The organism is Mycobacterium sp. Panama NTM2 (assembly GCF_054355555.1).
Window position 1 is genome coordinate 2399800 of the sequence record NZ_CM135953.1, and the last position, 17893, is coordinate 2417692.

The window sequence follows — 17893 nt, forward strand, 5'->3', positions numbered from 1 at the left end:
ATTGTTCGCTGGCTAGTTCGCAATGCTGCGTTCCGCGGCGGCCACCACTGCCTCTGGGGTGAAACCGAATTCGCGGAACAGCGTCTTGTCGTCGGCCGACTCGCCGAAGTGCTCGATCGAGATGATCTCGCCGGTGTCGCCGACGATCTTCCACCAACTCTGCGCGACCGCTGCCTCGATGGCGACCCGAGCCGACACCTGCGGAGGCAGCACGCTGTCCCGGTACTCCTTGGGCTGGGACTCGAACCACTCCAGGCACGGCATCGACACCACGTAGGCGTTGATGTTCTTCTCCCGCAACGCTTTCTGCGCTTCGACTGCGATCTGCAGTTCGGAGCCCGTGCCGATCAGGATGACGTCGGCGTCGTCGGCGGGGGAGCCGCCACCGAGCACGTACCCGCCCCGGGCGACGCCCTCGGCGTCGGTGCCCTCCAGCACGGGGATGCCCTGACGGGTCAGGATGAAACCGACCGGGCCGCTGCCGTTACCGCGGGCGAGGATGCTCTTCCACGCGTACGCCGTCTCGTTCGGGTCACCCGGGCGCACCACCGACAGGTTCGGGATGGCCCGCAGCGCCGCCAGGTGCTCGATGGGCTGGTGGGTGGGCCCGTCCTCGCCCAGGCCGATCGAATCGTGGGTCCAGATGTAGATGGTGTCGATGTCCATCAGCGAGGCCAACCGCACCGCGGGACGCATGTAGTCGGAGAACTGCAGGAACGTCCCGCCGAACGCGCGCGTCGGGCCGTGCAGCACGATGCCCGACAGGATCGAGCCCATCGCGTGCTCGCGGATACCGAAGTGCAGCACCCGGCCGTACCAGTCGGCCTCGAAGTCCGACGTCGAGATCGACGGCGGGCCGAACGACTTGACGCCCTTGATCGTGGTGTTGTTGCTGCCCGCCAGGTCGGCCGAGCCGCCCCACAGTTCGGGCAGCTTCGGCGCGACATCGTTGAGCACCTGCCCGAACGCCGCGCGGGTGGCGACGGCCTTGGAACCGGGCTCCCAGTAGGTGATGTCGGAGTCCCACCCGTCGGGCAATTCCTCGGCGGTCAGGCGGTCCAGCAGCTTCTTGCGCTCGGGCTCACGTTCGGCCCAGGCGTCGAAGCCCGGCTGCCACTTCTCGTGCGCCTCGCGTCCGCGGTCGACCAACTTGCGGGTGTGCTCGAACACCTCGTCGCTGACCTCGAAGGTCTTGTCCGGGTCGAAGCCCAGGATCTTCTTGGTGGCCGCGACCTCGTCGTCGCCGAGAGCCGACCCGTGCACACCGCCGGTGTTCATCTTGTTCGGCGCCGGATATCCGATGATCGTGCGCAACGCGATGAACGACGGCTTGTCGGTCACCTTTTTCGCTTCCGCGATCGCCTGTTCGATGGCAACCACGTTCTCGCCGCCCTCGATCTCCTGCACATGCCAGCCGTAGGCCCGGTAACGCGCGGCGACGTCCTCGCTCAGCGCGATATTGGTGTCGTGCTCGATGGAGATCTGGTTCTTGTCGTAGAACACGATCAGGTTGCCGAGCTGCTGGGTGCCGGCGAGCGAGGACGCCTCGCTGGTGACGCCTTCTTCGATGTCTCCGTCGGAGGCGATCACGTAGATGTAGTGGTCGAACGGGCTTTCACCGGCCGGGGCGTCGGGGTCGAACAAGCCACGCTCGTAGCGTGACGCCATCGCCATGCCGACCGCCGAGGCCAGCCCCTGCCCCAGCGGGCCGGTGGTGATCTCCACGCCCCTGGTGTGGCGGAACTCGGGGTGGCCGGGCGTCTTGGACTTGAACGTCCGCAGCGCCTCGATGTCGGACAGTTCGAGCCCGAAGCCACCCAGGTAGAGCTGAAGGTAGAGCGTCAGGCTGGAATGCCCGCAGGACAGGATGAACCGGTCGCGGCCCAACCAGTCCGTGTCGCTGGGATCGTGGCGCATCTGGCGCTGGAACAGCGTGTAGGCCAGGGGCGCCAGGCTCATCGCCGTCCCGGGGTGACCGTTGCCCACCTTCTGGACGGCGTCGGCGGCCAGCACGCGGACGGTGTCCACCGCGCGGGTGTCCAGCTCGGTCCAGTCGTCGGGATGGTTCGGTCGGGTCAGCGAAGAGATCTCTTCGAGCGTGGTCACGAGGCGCACTCCTTGGACTTGGTGGGGCGTGTCGATCCGCACCAACCACCCTAGTGCTCACCGACGCCGGGACGCAGGGGTGATACCCACGGTGCCGGGAACCATCCGTGACACCCCGAGATTTCGGCGACGGCCCCGAGCGGTCTACCATCGCCTGTAGTAGACGCGGCGTGAAGGAGTTGGTTGGGTGAGGATCCGCGAAGGCGACCTCGTCGGGGATTCGGCCGACGCCGCCCCGCGCGGTTTCCGCACCACCCTGCTCGGCTACCTGGCTCTGACGAAGCCGCGCGTCATCGAACTCCTGCTGGTCACCACGATTCCGGCGATGCTGTTGGCCCACCGCGGCAGCGTGGACCCGTTGCTGATCCTCAACACGATGTTCGGCGGACTGCTGGCCGCCGCCGGCGCCAACACCCTCAACTGCGTCGCCGATGCCGACATCGACAAGGTGATGAAGCGCACCGAGCGCCGTCCGCTGGCGCGCGCCACGGTGCCCCGCAGCCACGCCCTGGTGTTCGGCTTGGCGCTCTCGGTCGGGTCGTTCTTCTGGCTGTGGTGGACCACCAACATGCTCTCGGCGCACCTGGCCGGCGCCACGATCGCGTTCTACGTGCTGGTGTACACGCTGCTGCTCAAGCGGCGGACCTCGCAGAACGTCGTGTGGGGCGGAGCCGCCGGCTGCATGCCGGTGATGATCGGTTGGTCGGCGGTGACCGGCACGATCAGCTGGCCCGCGATCGTGATGTTCTTGATCATCTTCTTCTGGACGCCGCCGCACACCTGGGCGCTCGCCATGCGCTACAAGGAGGACTACAAGGCGGCGGGCGTGCCGATGCTGCCGGTGGTCGCGACCGAGGTGCAGGTCACCAGGCAGATCCTCGTCTACACCTGGTTGACCGTGATCGCGACGCTGGCGCTGGCCATGGCCACCGGCTGGCTGTACGCCTCGGTGGCCATCCTGGCCGGCGCCTGGTTCCTGGTGATGGCCCATCAGCTCTACGCCGGCGTGCGGCGCGGGGAACCGGTCAAGCCGCTGCGGCTGTTCCTCCAGTCGAACAACTACCTCGCGGTGGTGTTCTGCGCGCTGGCCGTCGACTCGGCTCTGAACCTGCCCACTCTGCTGCACCTCTGAGTCAGCCGGGCAGCAGCACCACCGATCCGACGGTCTTGCGGCCCTGCAGGTCGCGGTGTGCCTGCTCCGCATCGGCGAGCGCATAACGGTTGCTGACGGTCACGGTCAGCGTGCCGTCGGCGATGGCGCTGAGCAGTTCGCCCGCCCGCCACGAGAATTCGTCGGCCGTGCGGGTGTGGTGGGCGAGATTCGGTCGCGTCAGGAACACCGAACCGGCGGCGTTGAGGCGCTGCGGATCGAACGGCGGCACCGGCCCGCTCGCCGCTCCGAACAGCGCCAACGTGCCGCGCACCGCGAGGCTTGCCAGGCTCGCCTCGAACGTCGAGGCACCCACCCCGTCGTAGACCGCCTGCACGCCCTGGCCGTCGGTCAGCTCCCGGATGTGCGCGCCGAACGTCTGCGGATCGTCCGGATAGTCGAGCACCTCGACCGCACCGGCCTGGCGGGACAACTCGGCCTTGTCGGACGTCGAGACCGTCGTGATCACCTTGGTCGCGAGGCTGGTGGCCCATTGGGTCAGGATCAGACCGACGCCGCCGGCGCCGGCGTGCACCAGCACGGTGTCGCCCTGCTGGATCGGGTAGGTGGACTTGATCAGGTAATGCGCCGTCATACCCTTCAACAGCGCCGAGGCGGCCACGTCGGGTGCCACGCCCTCGGGCACGTAGGCGACGAAGTCGGCGGGGGCCAGGCAGTAGTCGGCGTAGGCGCCGAGAGCCTGGGCGGTCACCACTCGGTCGCCGACGTTGAGCGCGGCGACATCGTCGCCGACGGCCTCGATCGTGCCGCACACCTCGGTGCCGACGACGAACGGCAGCTCCCGCGGATACAGCCCCGAACGGAAGTACGTGTCGATGAAGTTGACGCCGATCGCCTCGGCCTTGATCAGCACCTGATCGGGTCCGGGTGCGGGCCGGGACTTCTCGACGTAGGACAGAACTTCCGGCCCGCCGGTCTCGGCGACTTCGATCGCGTACATAGGTGACATCATGCCCGTCATGAAGCTCGCCCGCCCCGAGGTGTTCCATCCGCGCATCGTGCTGGCGGGATGCCCCGCGCTGCCCGAGGGCGACGGTGACGATGCCGGCTTGGTGGGGGCGCTGCGGACGCGCGGACTTCACGCCCGGTGGCTCTCCTGGGACGATCCCGCAACGCTCGATGCCGACGTGGTGATCCTGCGCGCGACGTGGGACTACACCGAACGGCTCGCCGAGTTCATGGCCTGGACCTCTCGGGTACGCAGGCTGCTCAACGGGCGCGATGTGGTCGCGTGGAACACCGACAAGCGGTATCTGGCCGACCTCGCGGCCGCCGGCGTGCCGACCGTACCCAGCGCGTTCTTCGCGCCGGGGGAGCCGGTCGTCATCGGGGAGGTCGGTAGGGAGATCGTGGTGAAACCAGCGGTCGGCGCCGGATCGGTGGGGGCGATGCGGTTCCGCGACGCGGACGCGGCGTACGCGCATGCCGTGGCCTTGCAGGCCGACGGACGGACGGCGCTGGTACAGCCCTACGACGCTCGGGTGGCCGCCGGCGAGACCGCGATGGTGTTCCTGCGCGGTGAGCCGTCACACGCCTTCATGAAGGGTCCGATGCTGCCCGAGGCGGGCCGGGGGCCGGTGCTCGATCCGTCCGGCACCTACGCCGAGGAGCGTCTGCAGCGCGCGGACCCGGCGGACGAGCTGTGGGAGGTCGGCCACGCCGCCCTCGCCGCCGCGGCGGCGCATCTGCGCATCCGGGTCACCGATCTGCTGTACGCGCGCGTCGATGTGTTGGGTGGACCGGATGCGCCGGCGCTGCTGGAACTCGAGCTCGTCGAGCCGTCACTGGGGTGGCGGCAGCTCGATCAGGCGGCCCGGGACCGGCAGCAGCGCCGATTCGCGCTGGCGCTGGAGTCAGCCCTCGACGAGCTCGGGCTGGGTCCGTTCGCGCATCGCGGCCCATAGCGCGGCCGTCGCGGCGGTACACGCCGCGGCCCCCGCGACGTGGAACGCCACCAGCACCGCCGGCACCCCGGTCGCGAACTGGACCGCACCGAGCAGCCCCTGTGCGGCGATCAGGACCACCAGCACCCGCAATCGCCTCAGCACCGGAGGCGCCGTGCGGGTCGCCAGCAGCCCGAAGCCCAGCCCTATCACCAGCGACAGGTAGGCCACGAGCAACGACGAGTGCAGGTGGACGAGCGTGGTGATCTCGACCTCCAGCCGTGGCACCGGGCGCTCGATGCTCTTGTCGCCGGCGTGGGGTCCCGCCCCGGTGACCATCGTGCCGGTGACGAGCACCGCGGCGAGGGTCAGTGCGCTCAGTGCGGTCAGCTGGCGCAACGCTCGCGGCGCGCGTGAGACCGTCACGCCCTGATCGGGTTGACCGATCTTGACGAACAGCAGGACCGAGAGCCACACCATCAGCATCGAGGCGAGCAGGTGCACCGCCACGGTCCACCACAGCAGGCCGGTGAGAACCGTGATGCCGCCGATCACGGCCTGCAGCACGGTCGAGGCCGGCATCAGCCAGGCGTAGATGAGCACCTCGCGGCGGCGCCGGGCCCGGGTCACCACGATGACGGCCGCGGCCGCGGTCAGCACGACCAGGAACGTGATCAACCGGTTGCCGAACTCGACGGCTTGATGGATGCCCGGAACCTCGGCATGGGGGACGGGCGTGAAGCTGCCGGGGAAGCACTGCGGCCAAGTCGGGCAGCCCAGTCCCGACGCGGTGACACGCACGATGGCGCCGGTCACGGCGATGCCGCCCTGGGTCAGGATCACCGCGGCGGCGACGATGCGCTGCACGCGCAGGCTCGGCTCCGGGAAGAGATCGACGAGCCGCACGAAGAGCCGTGGCAGGAGTCGTCGGCTGGGCACGGTGTCGATGGTAGAGCCCGGCTAACTACGGGTCGTAGTAGGGGCGGTGAGCGGCACCAGCACCTCGTCGACGAGCGTGAGCACCAGGTCGTCGTCGATGGGGTCGCCGGTGATCAGGAGGTGGTGCCACAGCACGCTCTGGCCGAGTTCCCTGACGACGCCGATCGGGATGTCGGCCCGCACGTCCCCGCGGTCGATCCCGCGCTGCACCAGGGCGGTCACGTCGGCCTTGCGGCTGCCGATGACGTCGGCGTGGAACGTCTCGGCCAGTTCGGGGTCGGCCGCCACCGCCATCACGATCGAGCGCATCAACGGTCCGCGTGGGCCGGCGAACAGCTCGGCCCACCCGCGCAGCACGGCCAGCATGTCGGTGCGGAACCCGCCGGTGTCCGCGGTGGGGATCGCCGCCGAGGCGACCTCGATGAGGGTGTCGCGCAGGAGGGCGCGGCGGTCGGACCACCGCCGGTAGAGCACGGGCTTGCTGGTGTGGGCGGCCGCGGCGACCGCCTCCATCGTGACGCCGTCGGGTCCGTGCGCGGCCAGCAGATCCATGACGGCCGACTTGATCGCCGCATCGAGCTCTGGACCGCGTCGACGGGTGGTGGGCATGATCACACTCTTTTCCGAATAGAAACGCTTGCGTATCTTATCACGGTCATCGTACCGTCTCTGTTAAGAAACGCAAACGTATCTTCTAAGGACGGACATGTACCACCCGCCACTTCCCGTGCTGTACCCGATGCGGCCGATCGACTCGGCATCGGTGCAGGTGACCGAGTGTGCCCACGGCCGGCGCCGGATCACGATCGACCACCGACCCCTGGCCGGGATCACCCCGGCGATGCTGCTCGACTGGTTCACCCACCTGGACGGCACGATGCAGTACGGCGGACGGATCGTCGATCGCTATCTGGCCTGGCACCCGACCGATCACATCCGGTGGGAGCTGTGGCGGCCCGCGCCCGGTGGCGGAGCGGGCGAAGGTGCCCGGTTCCACATCGTCGAGGCGTTCGGCGGTGATCCCAGGTTCGGCGTCGACGTCGTCGACCGGGTCGAGAAACTCGACGTCACCGGCATCCGGTTGGTGCAGCGGCTCGCCGGGGTGCCGATCGTCGCCCTCGAGCACACGTGGTCGGCGGGCGTCGAGGGCGCCCACTACGTGTCCGTGCTGGACATCGGCGCGCGCAGCGCGGTGATGGCCCCGGTCAATGCCCTGCTGCGACGCCGGTTCCCGCCGACGATGGCCGAAGCATGGGTCCGGCACAACATCGAGGAGGTCGGTCGGCTGGAGTATCTGCTGCCTCAGGTGGCGAGCTCAGGTGAAGCGGAACCAGCGCAGCGCGCATAGCGCGGCGGCCGCGCCCCAGATCGCCATCACCGCAAGGCCGAACCAGTCGACCGACAGCGTCATGGCCTGCGTCAGCGCCTCGGTCAGCGCCCCCGACGGCGTCAACCGCGCGATCCACTGCACAGCGGCCGGCACGATGCCCCCGTCGGTACCACCCTCGACGGTCAGCGCGCCCACCCCGGCGAAGACGAACCACATCAGGTTCGCCACCGCGAGCACGATCTCGGCGCGCAGGGTGCCGCCGAGCAGCAGCCCCAGCGCGGCGAAGACCGCGGTGCCGAGCGCGATGATCACCGCGCCCAGCGCGAGGCCGGCCGGCGCGGGCCGCCAGCCCAGGCCGAGGCCGATGGCGCCCAGCAGGATCGACTGCAGGAACACCACGGTCACCACTGCCAGCGATTTTCCGGCGATGATGCCCCACACCGGCAACGCGGTGGCTCCGAGCCGCTTGAGGGCGCCGTACCGGCGATCGAAGGCCACCGCGATGGCCTGCCCGGTGAATGCGGTCGAGATGACCGCCAGCGCCATGATCGCGGGGGTGAACGTCCCGGCGCGATCCGGACCGAACGAGCCCAACGGAAGCAGGGTCAACCCGATCAGCAGCGTGATCGGGATGAACATCGTCAGCAGCAGCTGCTCGCCGTTGCGCAGCAGCAGCCGCAGTTCCAGTCCGTACTGCGCGGCCAGCATCCGCGGCACGGGGGCCGGCCGCGGATCGGGGGAGAAGGTGCCCTCGGCGAAACGGTTCGAGGTGTGCTTCGGTGTGTTCCTCGGCGTGCTCATTGCCGCAACTCCCGCCCGGTGACGTCGAGGAACACGTCCTCGAGGCTGCGCTGCTCGACACGCATGTCGGTGGCGAGCACGTCGAGCCGGGCGCACCACGCCGTGACCGTCGCCAGCACCTGCGGATCGATGCGTCCCTCGATGAGGTACTCACCGGGCGAGGGCTCGGTGGCCCGGTAGCTCTCGGGCAGCGCCGCGATCAGCAGCGAGAGGTCCAGCATGCGCGGCGCCCGGAATCGCAGCTGGTTCTCGGCGCCACTGCGCATCAGCTCGGCGGGCGTGCCGCCGGCCACGGCCTGGCCCCGGTCGATGATCAGGATGTGGTCGGCCAGTTCCTCGGCCTCGGTGAGCTGATGGGTGGTCAGCACCACCGTCACGCCGTCGCGCCGCAGCGCGTCGATCAGCTCCCACACCACCAGGCGGGCGTGCGCGTCCATCCCTGCCGTCGGCTCGTCCAGGAACACCAGCTCGGGCCGGCCGACCACCGCGCAGGCCAGGGCCAGCCGCTGCTGCTGGCCACCGGAGAGCCGCCGGTAGGCGGTGCGCGCCGAATCGGTCAGGCCCAGGGTGTCCAGCAGCCACGCCGGGTCCAGCGGATTGGCCGCGTACGAGGCCACCAGCGCCAGCATCTCGCCGGCGCGTGCGGCCGGGTAGGCGCCGCCACCCTGCAGCATCACCCCGGTCCGTGCCCGCACCTCGGCGTTGTCGGCCACCGGGTCGAGCCCGAGAATCTCGATGCTGCCGTCGTCGGGACGGACGAAACCCTCGCACATCTCGACCGTGGTCGTCTTACCGGCGCCGTTGGGTCCCAGCAGCGCGAAGATCTCCGCCGCTCCCACCTCGAGGTCCAACGTGGACACCGCCACGGTGTCGCCGTACCGCTTGGTCACGCCACGCAGTCGCACGGGCGCGTCGCCGGAACGGGAGGTCACGGAGATTCAGCGTAGGCGTCGGCCTTGGGATCGGCCGTGGGGGCCGCTCCTACCGGCTCGTCGAGGCGACCTGTCGCGGCTGCCGGCACCGCGCGCCACGGCAGCCACCGGTAGGTCAGCGCGATCAGGGTGGCCACGATCACGGTGCTGGCCAGTGTCGCGAGCACGATCTGGAACAGGGCGAAGCGGTCGCCGTTGGCGGTGGGGCCGAAGATCCCGACGATGAGGGTGACGGCGATGACCGCGGCGCGGAACCCCGGCCGGGTGGCCCAGGCGGCCAGCGGGATGATCGGCCACAGCAGATACCACGGTTGCACCACCGGGAACAGCAGCACGGTGACGCCGAGCGCGACGCCCAGGCCGCCGACCGGATGCAGGCGGTTACGCAGCACGGCGAACAGCAGCCAGGTGACGATCATCGCGATCAGGGTCACGCCGATCGCGCGGGTCAGACCGAGAACGGCGGTGGTGTGGTCGCCCAGGCCCAGCAGGATGCCCACCTGACCGGTGCCCAGCGCCAGCAGCGTCGGCGGGGACATCCAGCTGCGGACGACGTTGGCAGTGCCGAGGGTGAACAGCCAGCCGAAGCCCAGCCCGCTGGCCCACCCGATCAGCGCCATCACCGCCAGGGACACCGCGCCCAGCGCGCTGCCGGCCATCAGGAACGCCTTGACAGTGCCGCCCCACCGCGCGGCCAGCGCCATCGCTACGAAACCGAGCGCCAACAACCCCGGCAGCTTGACCTGCGAGGACATCGTGATCAACACCGTCCCGGCCAGCAGCATGGCCGGCGCGTACCCGCGGTGCCGGACGGCGTCGCCCACCGCGGTGCCCCTGGGAAAAGCGGAGATACCGCGCAGCGCGAACTCGGTGCCGGCCAGCATCAGACCCAGCATCAGCGCCTCGTTGTGGATACCGGCGATCAGATGCATGAACAGCAGCGGGTTGGTCGCGCCCAGCCAGAGTGCGCTGACCTCGGCGACGCCGCAGCGGCGTGCCAGCCGGGGCGTCGCCCACACGATCAGGCCGACGCCCAACAACACCATCAGCCGGTGGAACAGCACCGCTTCGACGATGTTCTCGCCCGTGATCCGCGAGATGCCGCGCCCGATCCACAAAAACAGCGGCCCGTACGGGGCGGGCGTCTCGCGCCACAGGCTGGGTACCGACAGCGTGAAGACGTGATCGAGCCCCAGGCCGGGGGCCGGCCCGACGCGGTAGGGGTCGTTGCCCTGCAGGGAGATCTCGCTCTGGGCCAGGTAGGAGTAGACGTCCTTGCTGTACATCGGCGGGGCGATCAGCAGCGGTAGCGCCCACAGCAGCAACGTGCGGTCGACCTGGCTGCGGGTCATGCGGCGCTTGCCCAGCGCGAACCGGCCGAGCATCAGCCAGGCCAGTGCCATCATCACCGCGCCGGTGGTGGTCATGGTCAGTGACACCGTCTGGATCCGCGATGGCAGATTGAGCAGGCGCACGCCGAAGGTGGGGTCCTGCACGACGGGGCGCGCACCGGCGCCCAGCGCGCCGATCGCCATCAGCACGGTGCCGGTCGCGCCGAACAGGCGGGTGCGGTGCAGCGCGACCAATTCGGCGGGGTCCAGGGGGCTGCCGACGGTGCGCTCGTCGCCGTGGAGACCGGCGATGGAGGTGCTGAGCGAGTGTCGGCGGGCTGCCACTCAGGCAGCGTAGCGGGCGGCTATTCCCGGTTCGGCCGCCCAGACGGTGTGAGAAGTATGACGACGTCGCTAAGGGTGGCCTTGGTGGACCCGGTCTGGCAATTGCGTCACACTGGTGTTGTGAAATTCCGTCCGGAGGGCACTGTCGTGCCGACTGAGGGGGCCCCGGCGCTGTCGGCGTCACCCTCGGCTGCCGACGGTGACACCAGGACGGCGATCGTGCGTCTGCTGCTGGAGTCCGGTTCGACGACGGCAAGCAGCATCGGCGAGCGACTCGGCCTCTCGGCGGCCGGGGTGCGCCGACATCTCGACGCACTGATCGAGGCGGGCGACGCGCAGGCCAAGTCCGCTGCCGCCTGGCAGCAGGAAGGCCGCGGCCGGCCCGCCAAGCGCTACCAGCTCACCGCCGCCGGACGCGCGAAACTCGAGCACACCTACGACGATCTGGCGTCGGCGGCCATGCGGGCGCTGCGCGAGATCGGCGGGGACGACGCGGTGCACACGTTCGCCCGGCGGCGCATCGACACGATCCTGTCCGGCGTCGCGCCGGCGGCGTCCGAGCGCGCCGAGGACGTCGAGGCCGCCGCAGAGCGCGTCGCCGACGCGCTGAGCCGGGCCGGCTACGCCACGACGACCACGCAGGTGCGCGGTCCGCTGGGCGGGGTGCAGATCTGCCAGCACCACTGCCCGGTGTCCCACGTCGCCGAGGAGTTCCCCGAACTCTGCGAGGCCGAACAGCAGGCGATGTCCGAGGTACTGGGTACTCACGTCCAGCGGCTCGCCACGATCGTCAACGGGGATTGTGCCTGCACCACCCACGTTCCGGCGCACAGCCCGCGCCGGAGCCCGTCAGCTAGCAAAAGGAGTGTGTCGCAATGACACTCACACCTGAGGTCAAGCCCGAAACGCTGACCCAGGAGGAGACCATCGCCTCCCTGGGCAAGTACGGGTACGGCTGGGCCGACTCCGACGTCGCCGGTGCCAGCGCACAGCGCGGCCTGTCCGAGGCGGTGGTGCGCGACATCTCGGCGAAGAAGAGCGAGCCGGAGTGGATGCTCGACATCCGCCTGAAGGCGTTGCGCACCTTCGACAAGAAGCCGATGCCGAACTGGGGGTCCAACCTCGAGGGCATCGACTTCGACAACATCAAGTACTTCGTGCGCTCCAGCGAGAAGCAAGCCGCCACCTGGGACGATCTGCCCGCGGACATCAAGAACACCTACGACAAGCTCGGCATCCCCGAAGCCGAGAAGCAGCGCCTGGTCTCGGGCGTGGCCGCCCAGTACGAGTCGGAGGTCGTCTACCACTCCATCCGCGAAGACCTCGAGGCCCAGGGCGTCATCTTCCTCGACACCGATTCCGGTCTGCGCGAGCATCCCGAACTGTTCCGGGAGTACTTCGGCACCGTGATCCCGGCCGGGGACAACAAGTTCTCCGCGCTGAACACCGCGGTGTGGTCCGGCGGGTCGTTCATCTACGTCCCCAAGGGTGTGCACGTCGACATCCCGCTGCAGGCCTACTTCCGGATCAACACCGAGAACATGGGTCAGTTCGAGCGGACGCTGATCATCGTCGACGAGGACGCCTACGTGCACTACGTCGAAGGCTGCACGGCGCCGATCTACAAGAGCGACTCGCTGCACAGCGCGGTCGTCGAGATCGTCGTCAAGCCCGGCGGGCGGTGCCGGTACACGACCATCCAGAACTGGTCGAACAACGTGTTCAACCTGGTCACCAAGCGGGCCCGCGCCGAGGCCGGCGCCACGATGGAGTGGGTCGACGGCAACATCGGCTCTAAGGTCACCATGAAGTACCCGGCGGTGTGGATGACCGGTGAGCACGCCAAGGGCGAGGTCCTCTCCGTCGCGTTCGCCGGCGAGGGACAGCACCAGGACACCGGCGCCAAGATGCTGCACCTGGCGCCGAACACGTCGTCCAACATCGTGTCCAAGTCCGTCGCCCGCGGCGGCGGCCGCGCGTCCTATCGCGGCCTGGTGCAGGTCAACAAGGGTGCCCACGGATCGCGTTCGAGCGTGAAATGCGATGCGCTGCTGGTGGATACGATCAGCCGCTCCGACACCTATCCCTACGTCGACATCCGCGAGGACGACGTCACGATGGGCCACGAGGCCACCGTGTCGAAGGTCAGCGATGATCAGATGTTCTACCTGATGAGCCGCGGCCTGACCGAGGACGAGGCGATGGCGATGGTGGTCCGCGGTTTCGTCGAGCCGATCGCCAAGGAGCTCCCGATGGAGTACGCGCTGGAGCTCAACCGGCTGATCGAATTGCAGATGGAAGGCGCGGTCGGCTAGTGGCAGAGTCTGATGTGACGACGAATGTGACGGCAGCCCTCGAGGGTGCCAACAAAGGCGAGCTGTTCACCTCGTTCGACGTCGACGCCTTCGAGGTGCCCGGCGGCCGTGACGAGATCTGGCGTTTCACCCCGCTCAAGCGGCTGCGCGGTCTGCACGACGGCTCGGCGGTCGCCACCGCGGAGGCCACCGTCGAGGTGGCCGGTGCCGATGCCGTGCGGGTCGAGAAGGTGTCCCGCACCGACGATCGCCTGGGTGACGCCGGCGTTCCCGCCGATCGGGTTGCCGCCCAAGCCTATTCGGCATTCGGCGCGGCCACGCTGATCGAGGTGCCCGCCCAGGCCGTCGTCCCCGACCCGATCGAGGTGACGATCACCGGTCCCGGCGAGGGGGCGACCGCCTACGGGCACACCCAGATCCGCGTCGGTGAATTGGCCGAAGCGGTCGTCGTGCTCGACCACCGCGGCAGCGGAACCTACGCCGACAACATCGAATTCGTGATCGGTGACGGTGCGACACTGCGTGTGGTGTCCATCGCCGACTGGGCCGACGACGCGGTGCACGTCAGCATGCATCACGCGACGTTGGGCCGGGACGCGGTGTTGCGCCACGCGGCCGTCACGCTCGGCGGCGACGTGGTCCGGTCGACGGGCCGGGTGCGCTACACCGCGCCGGGCGGGGACGCCGAACTGCTCGGCCTCTACTTCGCCGACGACGGTCAGCACTTCGAGTCCCGGCTGCTGGTCGACCACGCACAACCGAACTGCCGCTCCAACGTGACGTACAAGGGTGCACTGCAAGGAGATCCGGCCTCGCGGCGCCCCGACACCCACACCGTCTGGGTGGGCGATGTGCTGATCCGCGCCGAAGCCACCGGCACCGACACCTTCGAGGTGAACCGGAACCTGGTGCTCACCGACGGCGCGCGCGCCGACTCGGTGCCCAACCTGGAGATCGAGACCGGCGAGATCGTCGGCGCCGGCCATGCGAGCGCCACCGGCCGATTCGACGACGAGCAGCTGTTCTATCTGCGCGCCCGCGGCATTCCGGAGGAGCAGGCCCGCCGTCTGGTGGTCCGCGGCTTCTTCGGCGAGATCATCGCCAAGATCTCCGTACCCACCGTCCGGGAGCGCCTGACCGACGCCATCGAACGCGAACTAGCGATTACCGAGAAGAGTTGACCATGACCACACTGGACATCAAAGATCTGCACGTCTCGGTGAACACCCCCGAGGGTGAAGAGATCCCGATCCTCAAAGGCGTTGACCTGACCGTGAAGTCGGGGGAGACCCACGCCGTGATGGGCCCCAACGGGTCCGGCAAGTCGACGCTGTCCTACGCCATCGCGGGGCATCCGAAGTACACCGTCACGGGCGGCTCGATCACGCTGGACGGCGACGATGTCCTCGAGATGAGTGTCGACGAGCGTGCCCGGGCCGGCCTCTTCCTGGCCATGCAGTACCCGGTCGAGGTACCGGGTGTGTCGATGTCGAACTTCCTGCGCACCGCCGCGACCGCAGTCCGCGGCGAGGCCCCCAAGCTGCGCCACTGGGTCAAAGAGGTCAAGGGTGCGATGACCGACCTCGGCATCGACCCGTCCTTCGGCGAGCGCAGCGTCAACGAGGGGTTCTCCGGCGGCGAGAAGAAACGTCACGAGATCCTGCAGCTCGGCCTGCTCAAGCCGAAGATCGCGATCCTCGACGAGACCGATTCCGGTCTGGACGTCGACGCGCTGCGCGTAGTCAGCGAGGGTGTGAACCGCTACGCCGAGGCCGAGCACGGCGGCGTGCTGCTGATCACGCACTACACCCGCATTCTGCGCTACATCCAGCCACAGTTCGTCCACGTCTTCGTGGCCGGGCGGATCGTCGAATCGGGCGGCCCCGAACTCGCCGACGAGCTGGAGGCCAACGGCTACGAGCGCTTCACTCAGGCTGCCGCCGCGGGGGCCTGACCGTGACGGCTGCGCGCGTGCTCGATGCGGCCGAGGTGGCCCGGGTCAGGGCGGATTTCCCGATTCTGTCCCGGGTGATGCGCGGTGGTAACCAGCTGGCTTATCTGGACTCCGGAGCGACGTCGCAGAAGCCGCTGACCGTGCTCGACGCCGAGCGGGAATTCCTGCTCACCTCCAACGGGGCGGTGCACCGCGGCGCCCACCAGTTGATGGAGGAAGCGACCGACGCCTACGAACAGGGCCGCGAGGACATCGCGTCGTTCGTCGGCGCCGACACCGATGAGCTGGTGTTCACCAAGAACGCCACGGAGGCCATCAACGTGGTGGCCTTCGCCCTGGGCGACAAGCGGTTCGAGCACGCCGTCGGCCCCGGAGACGTCATCGTCACCACTGAGCTCGAACACCACGCGAACCTGGTTCCCTGGCAGGAGCTGGCGCAGCGCACCGGAGCGACGCTGCGCTGGTACGGGATCACCGACGACGGCCGGATCGACCTCGACTCGCTCGAGCTCAACGAGCGCGTGAAAATCGTTGCCTTCAGCCATCATTCGAACGTCACCGGAGCCGTCGCGCCGGTCGAGGAGTTGGTGGCCCGCGCCCGCGCGGTGGGCGCGCTGGTGCTGCTCGATGCCTGCCAGTCGGTGCCGCACCAGCCGGTCGATCTGCATGGTCTCGACGTCGACTTCGCAGCGTTCTCCGGACACAAGATGCTCGGCCCCACCGGCATCGGCGTGCTGTACGGCAAGCGGGCACTGCTCGATGCGATGCCGCCGGTGCTGACCGGCGGGTCGATGATCGAGACGGTCACGATGGAGGCCACCACGTTCGCGCCCGCGCCGCAGCGCTTCGAGGCGGGCACCCCGATGACGTCCCAGGTGGTGGGATTGGCGGCGGCCGCCCGCTACCTCGACGCGCTCGGCATGCCGGCCGTCGAGGAGCACGAGCGCGACCTCGTGGCTGCCGCGCTGGCCGGGCTGTCACAGATCGAGGGCGTGCGGGTGATCGGTCCGACGTCGATGACCGACCGCGGGTCGCCGGTGTCGTTCGTCGTCGACGGGGTGCACGCGCACGACGTCGGCCAGGTGCTCGACGACGACGGCGTGGCGGTGCGGGTGGGCCACCACTGCGCGTGGCCGCTGCACCGCCGGTTCGGCATCGCCGCGACGGCCCGCGCCTCGTTCGCCGTCTACAACACCATCGACGAGGTGGACCGGCTGGTGGCCGGGGTGCGGCGCGCCGTGGAGTTCTTCGATCCGGCGGGCAGGAGCCAAGCGACCCGGGGTCGTTCATGAGGCTTGAGCAGATCTACCAGGAGGTGATCCTGGACCACTACAAGCACCCGCATCACCGCGGGCTGCGGGAGCCGTTCGCCGCCGAGGTGCACCATGTCAATCCGACCTGCGGCGACGAGGTGACGCTGCGGGTGGCGCTGTCCGAGGACGGCGAGACCGTCGCCGACATCTCCTACGACGGACAGGGCTGTTCCATCAGCCAGGCCTCGACGTCGGTGCTGACCGATCAAGTGATCGGTCAGACCGTCGGGGATGCGCTCAAGACCGTGGCGGCGTTCTCGGAAATGGTGTCGTCGCGGGGCACGATCGACGGGGACGAGGATGTGCTCGGCGACGGCGTCGCGTTCGCCGGCGTGGCGAAGTACCCGGCGCGGGTGAAATGCGCGCTGCTGGGCTGGACGGCTTTCAAAGCAGCTTTGGCGCAGGCGCACGGGCCAGACGAGACTTCTGTGGAGGAGAACCGATGAGTGAGACCGCACCGAGTGAAGAACAACTCGCCGACATCGAAGAGGCGATGCGTGACGTCGTCGACCCCGAGCTGGGCATCAACGTCGTGGACCTCGGGCTGGTCTACGGCGTCAACGTCGAGAAGGGCGAGCAGGGCGACATCGCGCTGATCGACATGACGCTGACCTCGGCGGCGTGCCCCTTGACCGACGTGATCGAAGACCAGTCCCGCACTGCCCTCGTAGGCGCCGGACTGGTCAACGAGTTGCGCATCAACTGGGTGTGGAACCCGCCGTGGGGCCCGGACAAGATCACCGAGGACGGCCGCGAGCAGCTGCGCGCGCTGGGCTTCACCGTCTGATCACTCGAGCAGGCGAGCCAGCTCGAGGAGGTCGCCGGCGACGACGGTCGGTGGCGGCAGGGTCGGAACGACCGCGTTGCCCGGCCGGGCCAGGAACGCGCCGGACATCCCGGCGCTCTGCGCGCCGATCGTGTCCCAGACGTGTGCGGCAACCAGCATGCAATCGGTGGGTGCGACGCCGAGGTCCTGCGCCACGTGCTGGTAGAGCCGGGTGGCCGGTTTGAACACCCGGTACGTGTCGACACTGAATTGCCGCTCGATGTAGTCGCCCAGACCAGCCCGCTCCAGCGGGGTGGGCGTACCGCTGACCGGGGGCGAATTCGTCAGCGTGACGAGCCGGTAGCCGCGGCCGCGCAGCTCGGCGAGGCCGTCGGCGACGTCGGGATGGGCCGGCATCGAACGCAGCGCCTCGGCGACTCGCTGGAAGTCGTCGTCGGCGATCGGGACGCCGTGGGTGTCGCCGACCATCTTCAAGACCCCGCGGGCGAGCTCGAAGAAGTCGGCGTAGCCGCCGGCGAGACTCGCCGTCATCGAATAAAGGATCAACTGCGCGAACCACTCCCGCAGTACCCGCCGGTCGCCGAAGATGTCCTCGAATGCGGGCGCCAGCGTCTCGATGTCGAGCAGCGTCTCGTTGACGTCGAAGATCAGCACAGGGGGAGAGGGCACGGGTCTCATCATCTGCC

At 69.0% G+C, this 17893-nt stretch carries 18 protein-coding genes; 10 read left to right on the forward strand and 8 right to left on the reverse strand.

The features are described from left to right. Positions 1-12 precede the first annotated feature (12 nt). Positions 13-2106, reverse strand: a complete 2094-nt coding sequence (tkt, locus tag ACXYX3_RS11510) for a transketolase (protein ID WP_458611765.1) — start codon at positions 2104-2106, stop codon at positions 13-15. Between the two features lie 193 nt (positions 2107-2299). Between tkt and ACXYX3_RS11515 the strand changes: the two genes are divergently transcribed. Continuing rightward, the gene (locus ACXYX3_RS11515; RefSeq protein ID WP_458612052.1) at positions 2300-3238 is read left to right on the forward strand and encodes a heme o synthase; all 939 of its coding nucleotides are present in this window, start codon (positions 2300-2302) and stop codon (positions 3236-3238) included. Position 3239: 1 nt separating this feature from the next. On the opposite strand, the gene ACXYX3_RS11520 is transcribed toward ACXYX3_RS11515, so the two are convergent. Further along, positions 3240-4217, reverse strand: a complete 978-nt coding sequence (locus tag ACXYX3_RS11520) for a quinone oxidoreductase family protein (RefSeq protein ID WP_241203725.1) — start codon at positions 4215-4217, stop codon at positions 3240-3242. Positions 4218-4236: 19 nt separating this feature from the next. On the opposite strand from ACXYX3_RS11520, the gene ACXYX3_RS11525 reads away from it, so the two are divergent. Next, positions 4237-5181, forward strand: a complete 945-nt coding sequence (locus ACXYX3_RS11525) for an ATP-grasp domain-containing protein (RefSeq protein ID WP_458612053.1) — start codon at positions 4237-4239, stop codon at positions 5179-5181. On the opposite strand, the gene ACXYX3_RS11530 is transcribed toward ACXYX3_RS11525, so the two are convergent. Next, positions 5131-6066, reverse strand: coding sequence for a COX15/CtaA family protein (locus ACXYX3_RS11530; protein WP_374238330.1), 936 nt, complete (start codon positions 6064-6066; stop codon positions 5131-5133). The genes ACXYX3_RS11525 and ACXYX3_RS11530 overlap by 51 nt on opposite strands. A gap of 54 nt (positions 6067-6120) precedes the next feature. Beyond that, on the reverse strand, positions 6121-6708 hold the full coding sequence (locus ACXYX3_RS11535) for a TetR/AcrR family transcriptional regulator (protein WP_241203724.1): 588 nt from the start codon (positions 6706-6708) through the stop codon (positions 6121-6123). Between the two features lie 97 nt (positions 6709-6805). Here ACXYX3_RS11535 and ACXYX3_RS11540 point away from each other — a divergent pair, with 97 nt between their 5' ends. Further along, the gene (locus ACXYX3_RS11540; protein WP_458611766.1) at positions 6806-7447 is read left to right on the forward strand and encodes a hypothetical protein; all 642 of its coding nucleotides are present in this window, start codon (positions 6806-6808) and stop codon (positions 7445-7447) included. Here ACXYX3_RS11540 and ACXYX3_RS11545 read toward each other — a convergent pair. The 3 genes from ACXYX3_RS11545 to mptB are packed head-to-tail and all read right to left on the reverse strand — an operon-like array spanning position 7415 to position 10838. Beyond that, positions 7415-8230 (reverse strand): ABC transporter permease, encoded by an 816-nt coding sequence (locus tag ACXYX3_RS11545; RefSeq protein ID WP_458611767.1) that lies wholly within the window; start codon positions 8228-8230, stop codon positions 7415-7417. The two genes, ACXYX3_RS11540 and ACXYX3_RS11545, sit on opposite strands and share 33 nt — an antisense overlap. Next, positions 8227-9162: an ABC transporter ATP-binding protein gene (locus tag ACXYX3_RS11550; protein WP_241203721.1), complete on the reverse strand. Its 936-nt coding sequence runs from the start codon at positions 9160-9162 to the stop codon at positions 8227-8229. The genes ACXYX3_RS11545 and ACXYX3_RS11550 overlap by 4 nt, the downstream gene beginning before the upstream one ends. Next, positions 9159-10838 carry a polyprenol phosphomannose-dependent alpha 1,6 mannosyltransferase MptB gene (gene mptB / locus ACXYX3_RS11555; protein WP_241203720.1) on the reverse strand — a complete coding sequence of 560 codons (1680 nt, stop codon included), beginning with the start codon at positions 10836-10838 and terminating at the stop codon, positions 9159-9161. The genes ACXYX3_RS11550 and mptB overlap by 4 nt, the downstream gene beginning before the upstream one ends. Before the next feature lie 48 nt (positions 10839-10886). On the opposite strand from mptB, the gene ACXYX3_RS11560 reads away from it, so the two are divergent. The 7 genes from ACXYX3_RS11560 to ACXYX3_RS11590 are packed head-to-tail and all read left to right on the forward strand — an operon-like array spanning position 10887 to position 17207. After that, complete coding sequence (locus tag ACXYX3_RS11560) at positions 10887-11717, forward strand: helix-turn-helix transcriptional regulator (RefSeq protein WP_458611768.1); 831 nt, start codon at positions 10887-10889, stop codon at positions 11715-11717. Beyond that, positions 11714-13153, forward strand: coding sequence for a Fe-S cluster assembly protein SufB (gene sufB / locus ACXYX3_RS11565; protein WP_458611769.1), 1440 nt, complete (start codon positions 11714-11716; stop codon positions 13151-13153). Before ACXYX3_RS11560 ends, sufB begins: the two co-directional genes overlap by 4 nt. A gap of 14 nt (positions 13154-13167) precedes the next feature. Next, positions 13168-14334: a Fe-S cluster assembly protein SufD gene (gene sufD / locus ACXYX3_RS11570; protein ID WP_458612054.1), complete on the forward strand. Its 1167-nt coding sequence runs from the start codon at positions 13168-13170 to the stop codon at positions 14332-14334. Positions 14335-14336: 2 nt separating this feature from the next. Next, positions 14337-15107, forward strand: a complete 771-nt coding sequence (gene sufC / locus ACXYX3_RS11575; protein ID WP_241203717.1) for a Fe-S cluster assembly ATPase SufC — start codon at positions 14337-14339, stop codon at positions 15105-15107. Between the two features lie 17 nt (positions 15108-15124). Beyond that, positions 15125-16399, forward strand: a complete 1275-nt coding sequence (locus ACXYX3_RS11580; RefSeq protein WP_458612055.1) for a cysteine desulfurase — start codon at positions 15125-15127, stop codon at positions 16397-16399. Further along, positions 16396-16866, forward strand: a complete 471-nt coding sequence (gene sufU / locus ACXYX3_RS11585) for a Fe-S cluster assembly sulfur transfer protein SufU (RefSeq protein ID WP_458611770.1) — start codon at positions 16396-16398, stop codon at positions 16864-16866. The genes ACXYX3_RS11580 and sufU overlap by 4 nt, the downstream gene beginning before the upstream one ends. Beyond that, positions 16863-17207, forward strand: coding sequence for a metal-sulfur cluster assembly factor (locus ACXYX3_RS11590; RefSeq protein ID WP_458611771.1), 345 nt, complete (start codon positions 16863-16865; stop codon positions 17205-17207). The genes sufU and ACXYX3_RS11590 overlap by 4 nt, the downstream gene beginning before the upstream one ends. Here ACXYX3_RS11590 and ACXYX3_RS11595 read toward each other — a convergent pair whose 3' ends face one another. Then, on the reverse strand, positions 17208-17876 hold the full coding sequence (locus tag ACXYX3_RS11595) for a haloacid dehalogenase type II (RefSeq protein WP_458611772.1): 669 nt from the start codon (positions 17874-17876) through the stop codon (positions 17208-17210). Positions 17877-17893 lie beyond the last annotated feature (17 nt).

Excerpts from the sequence above, each read along its gene's own strand:
- ACXYX3_RS11520 (WP_241203725.1), bottom strand. The coding sequence starts at position 4,217 with ATGTACGCGATCGAAGTCGCCGAGACCGGCGGGCCGGAAGTTCTGTCC.
- ACXYX3_RS11525 (WP_458612053.1), top strand. The coding sequence starts at position 4,237 with ATGAAGCTCGCCCGCCCCGAGGTGTTCCATCCGCGCATCGTGCTGGCG.
- ACXYX3_RS11535 (WP_241203724.1), bottom strand. The coding sequence starts at position 6,708 with ATGCCCACCACCCGTCGACGCGGTCCAGAGCTCGATGCGGCGATCAAG.
- ACXYX3_RS11540 (WP_458611766.1), top strand. The coding sequence starts at position 6,806 with ATGTACCACCCGCCACTTCCCGTGCTGTACCCGATGCGGCCGATCGAC.
- ACXYX3_RS11545 (WP_458611767.1), bottom strand. The coding sequence starts at position 8,230 with ATGAGCACGCCGAGGAACACACCGAAGCACACCTCGAACCGTTTCGCC.
- sufB (WP_458611769.1), top strand. The coding sequence starts at position 11,714 with ATGACACTCACACCTGAGGTCAAGCCCGAAACGCTGACCCAGGAGGAG.
- sufC (WP_241203717.1), top strand. The coding sequence starts at position 14,337 with ATGACCACACTGGACATCAAAGATCTGCACGTCTCGGTGAACACCCCC.
- sufU (WP_458611770.1), top strand. The coding sequence starts at position 16,396 with ATGAGGCTTGAGCAGATCTACCAGGAGGTGATCCTGGACCACTACAAG.
- ACXYX3_RS11590 (WP_458611771.1), top strand. The coding sequence starts at position 16,863 with ATGAGTGAGACCGCACCGAGTGAAGAACAACTCGCCGACATCGAAGAG.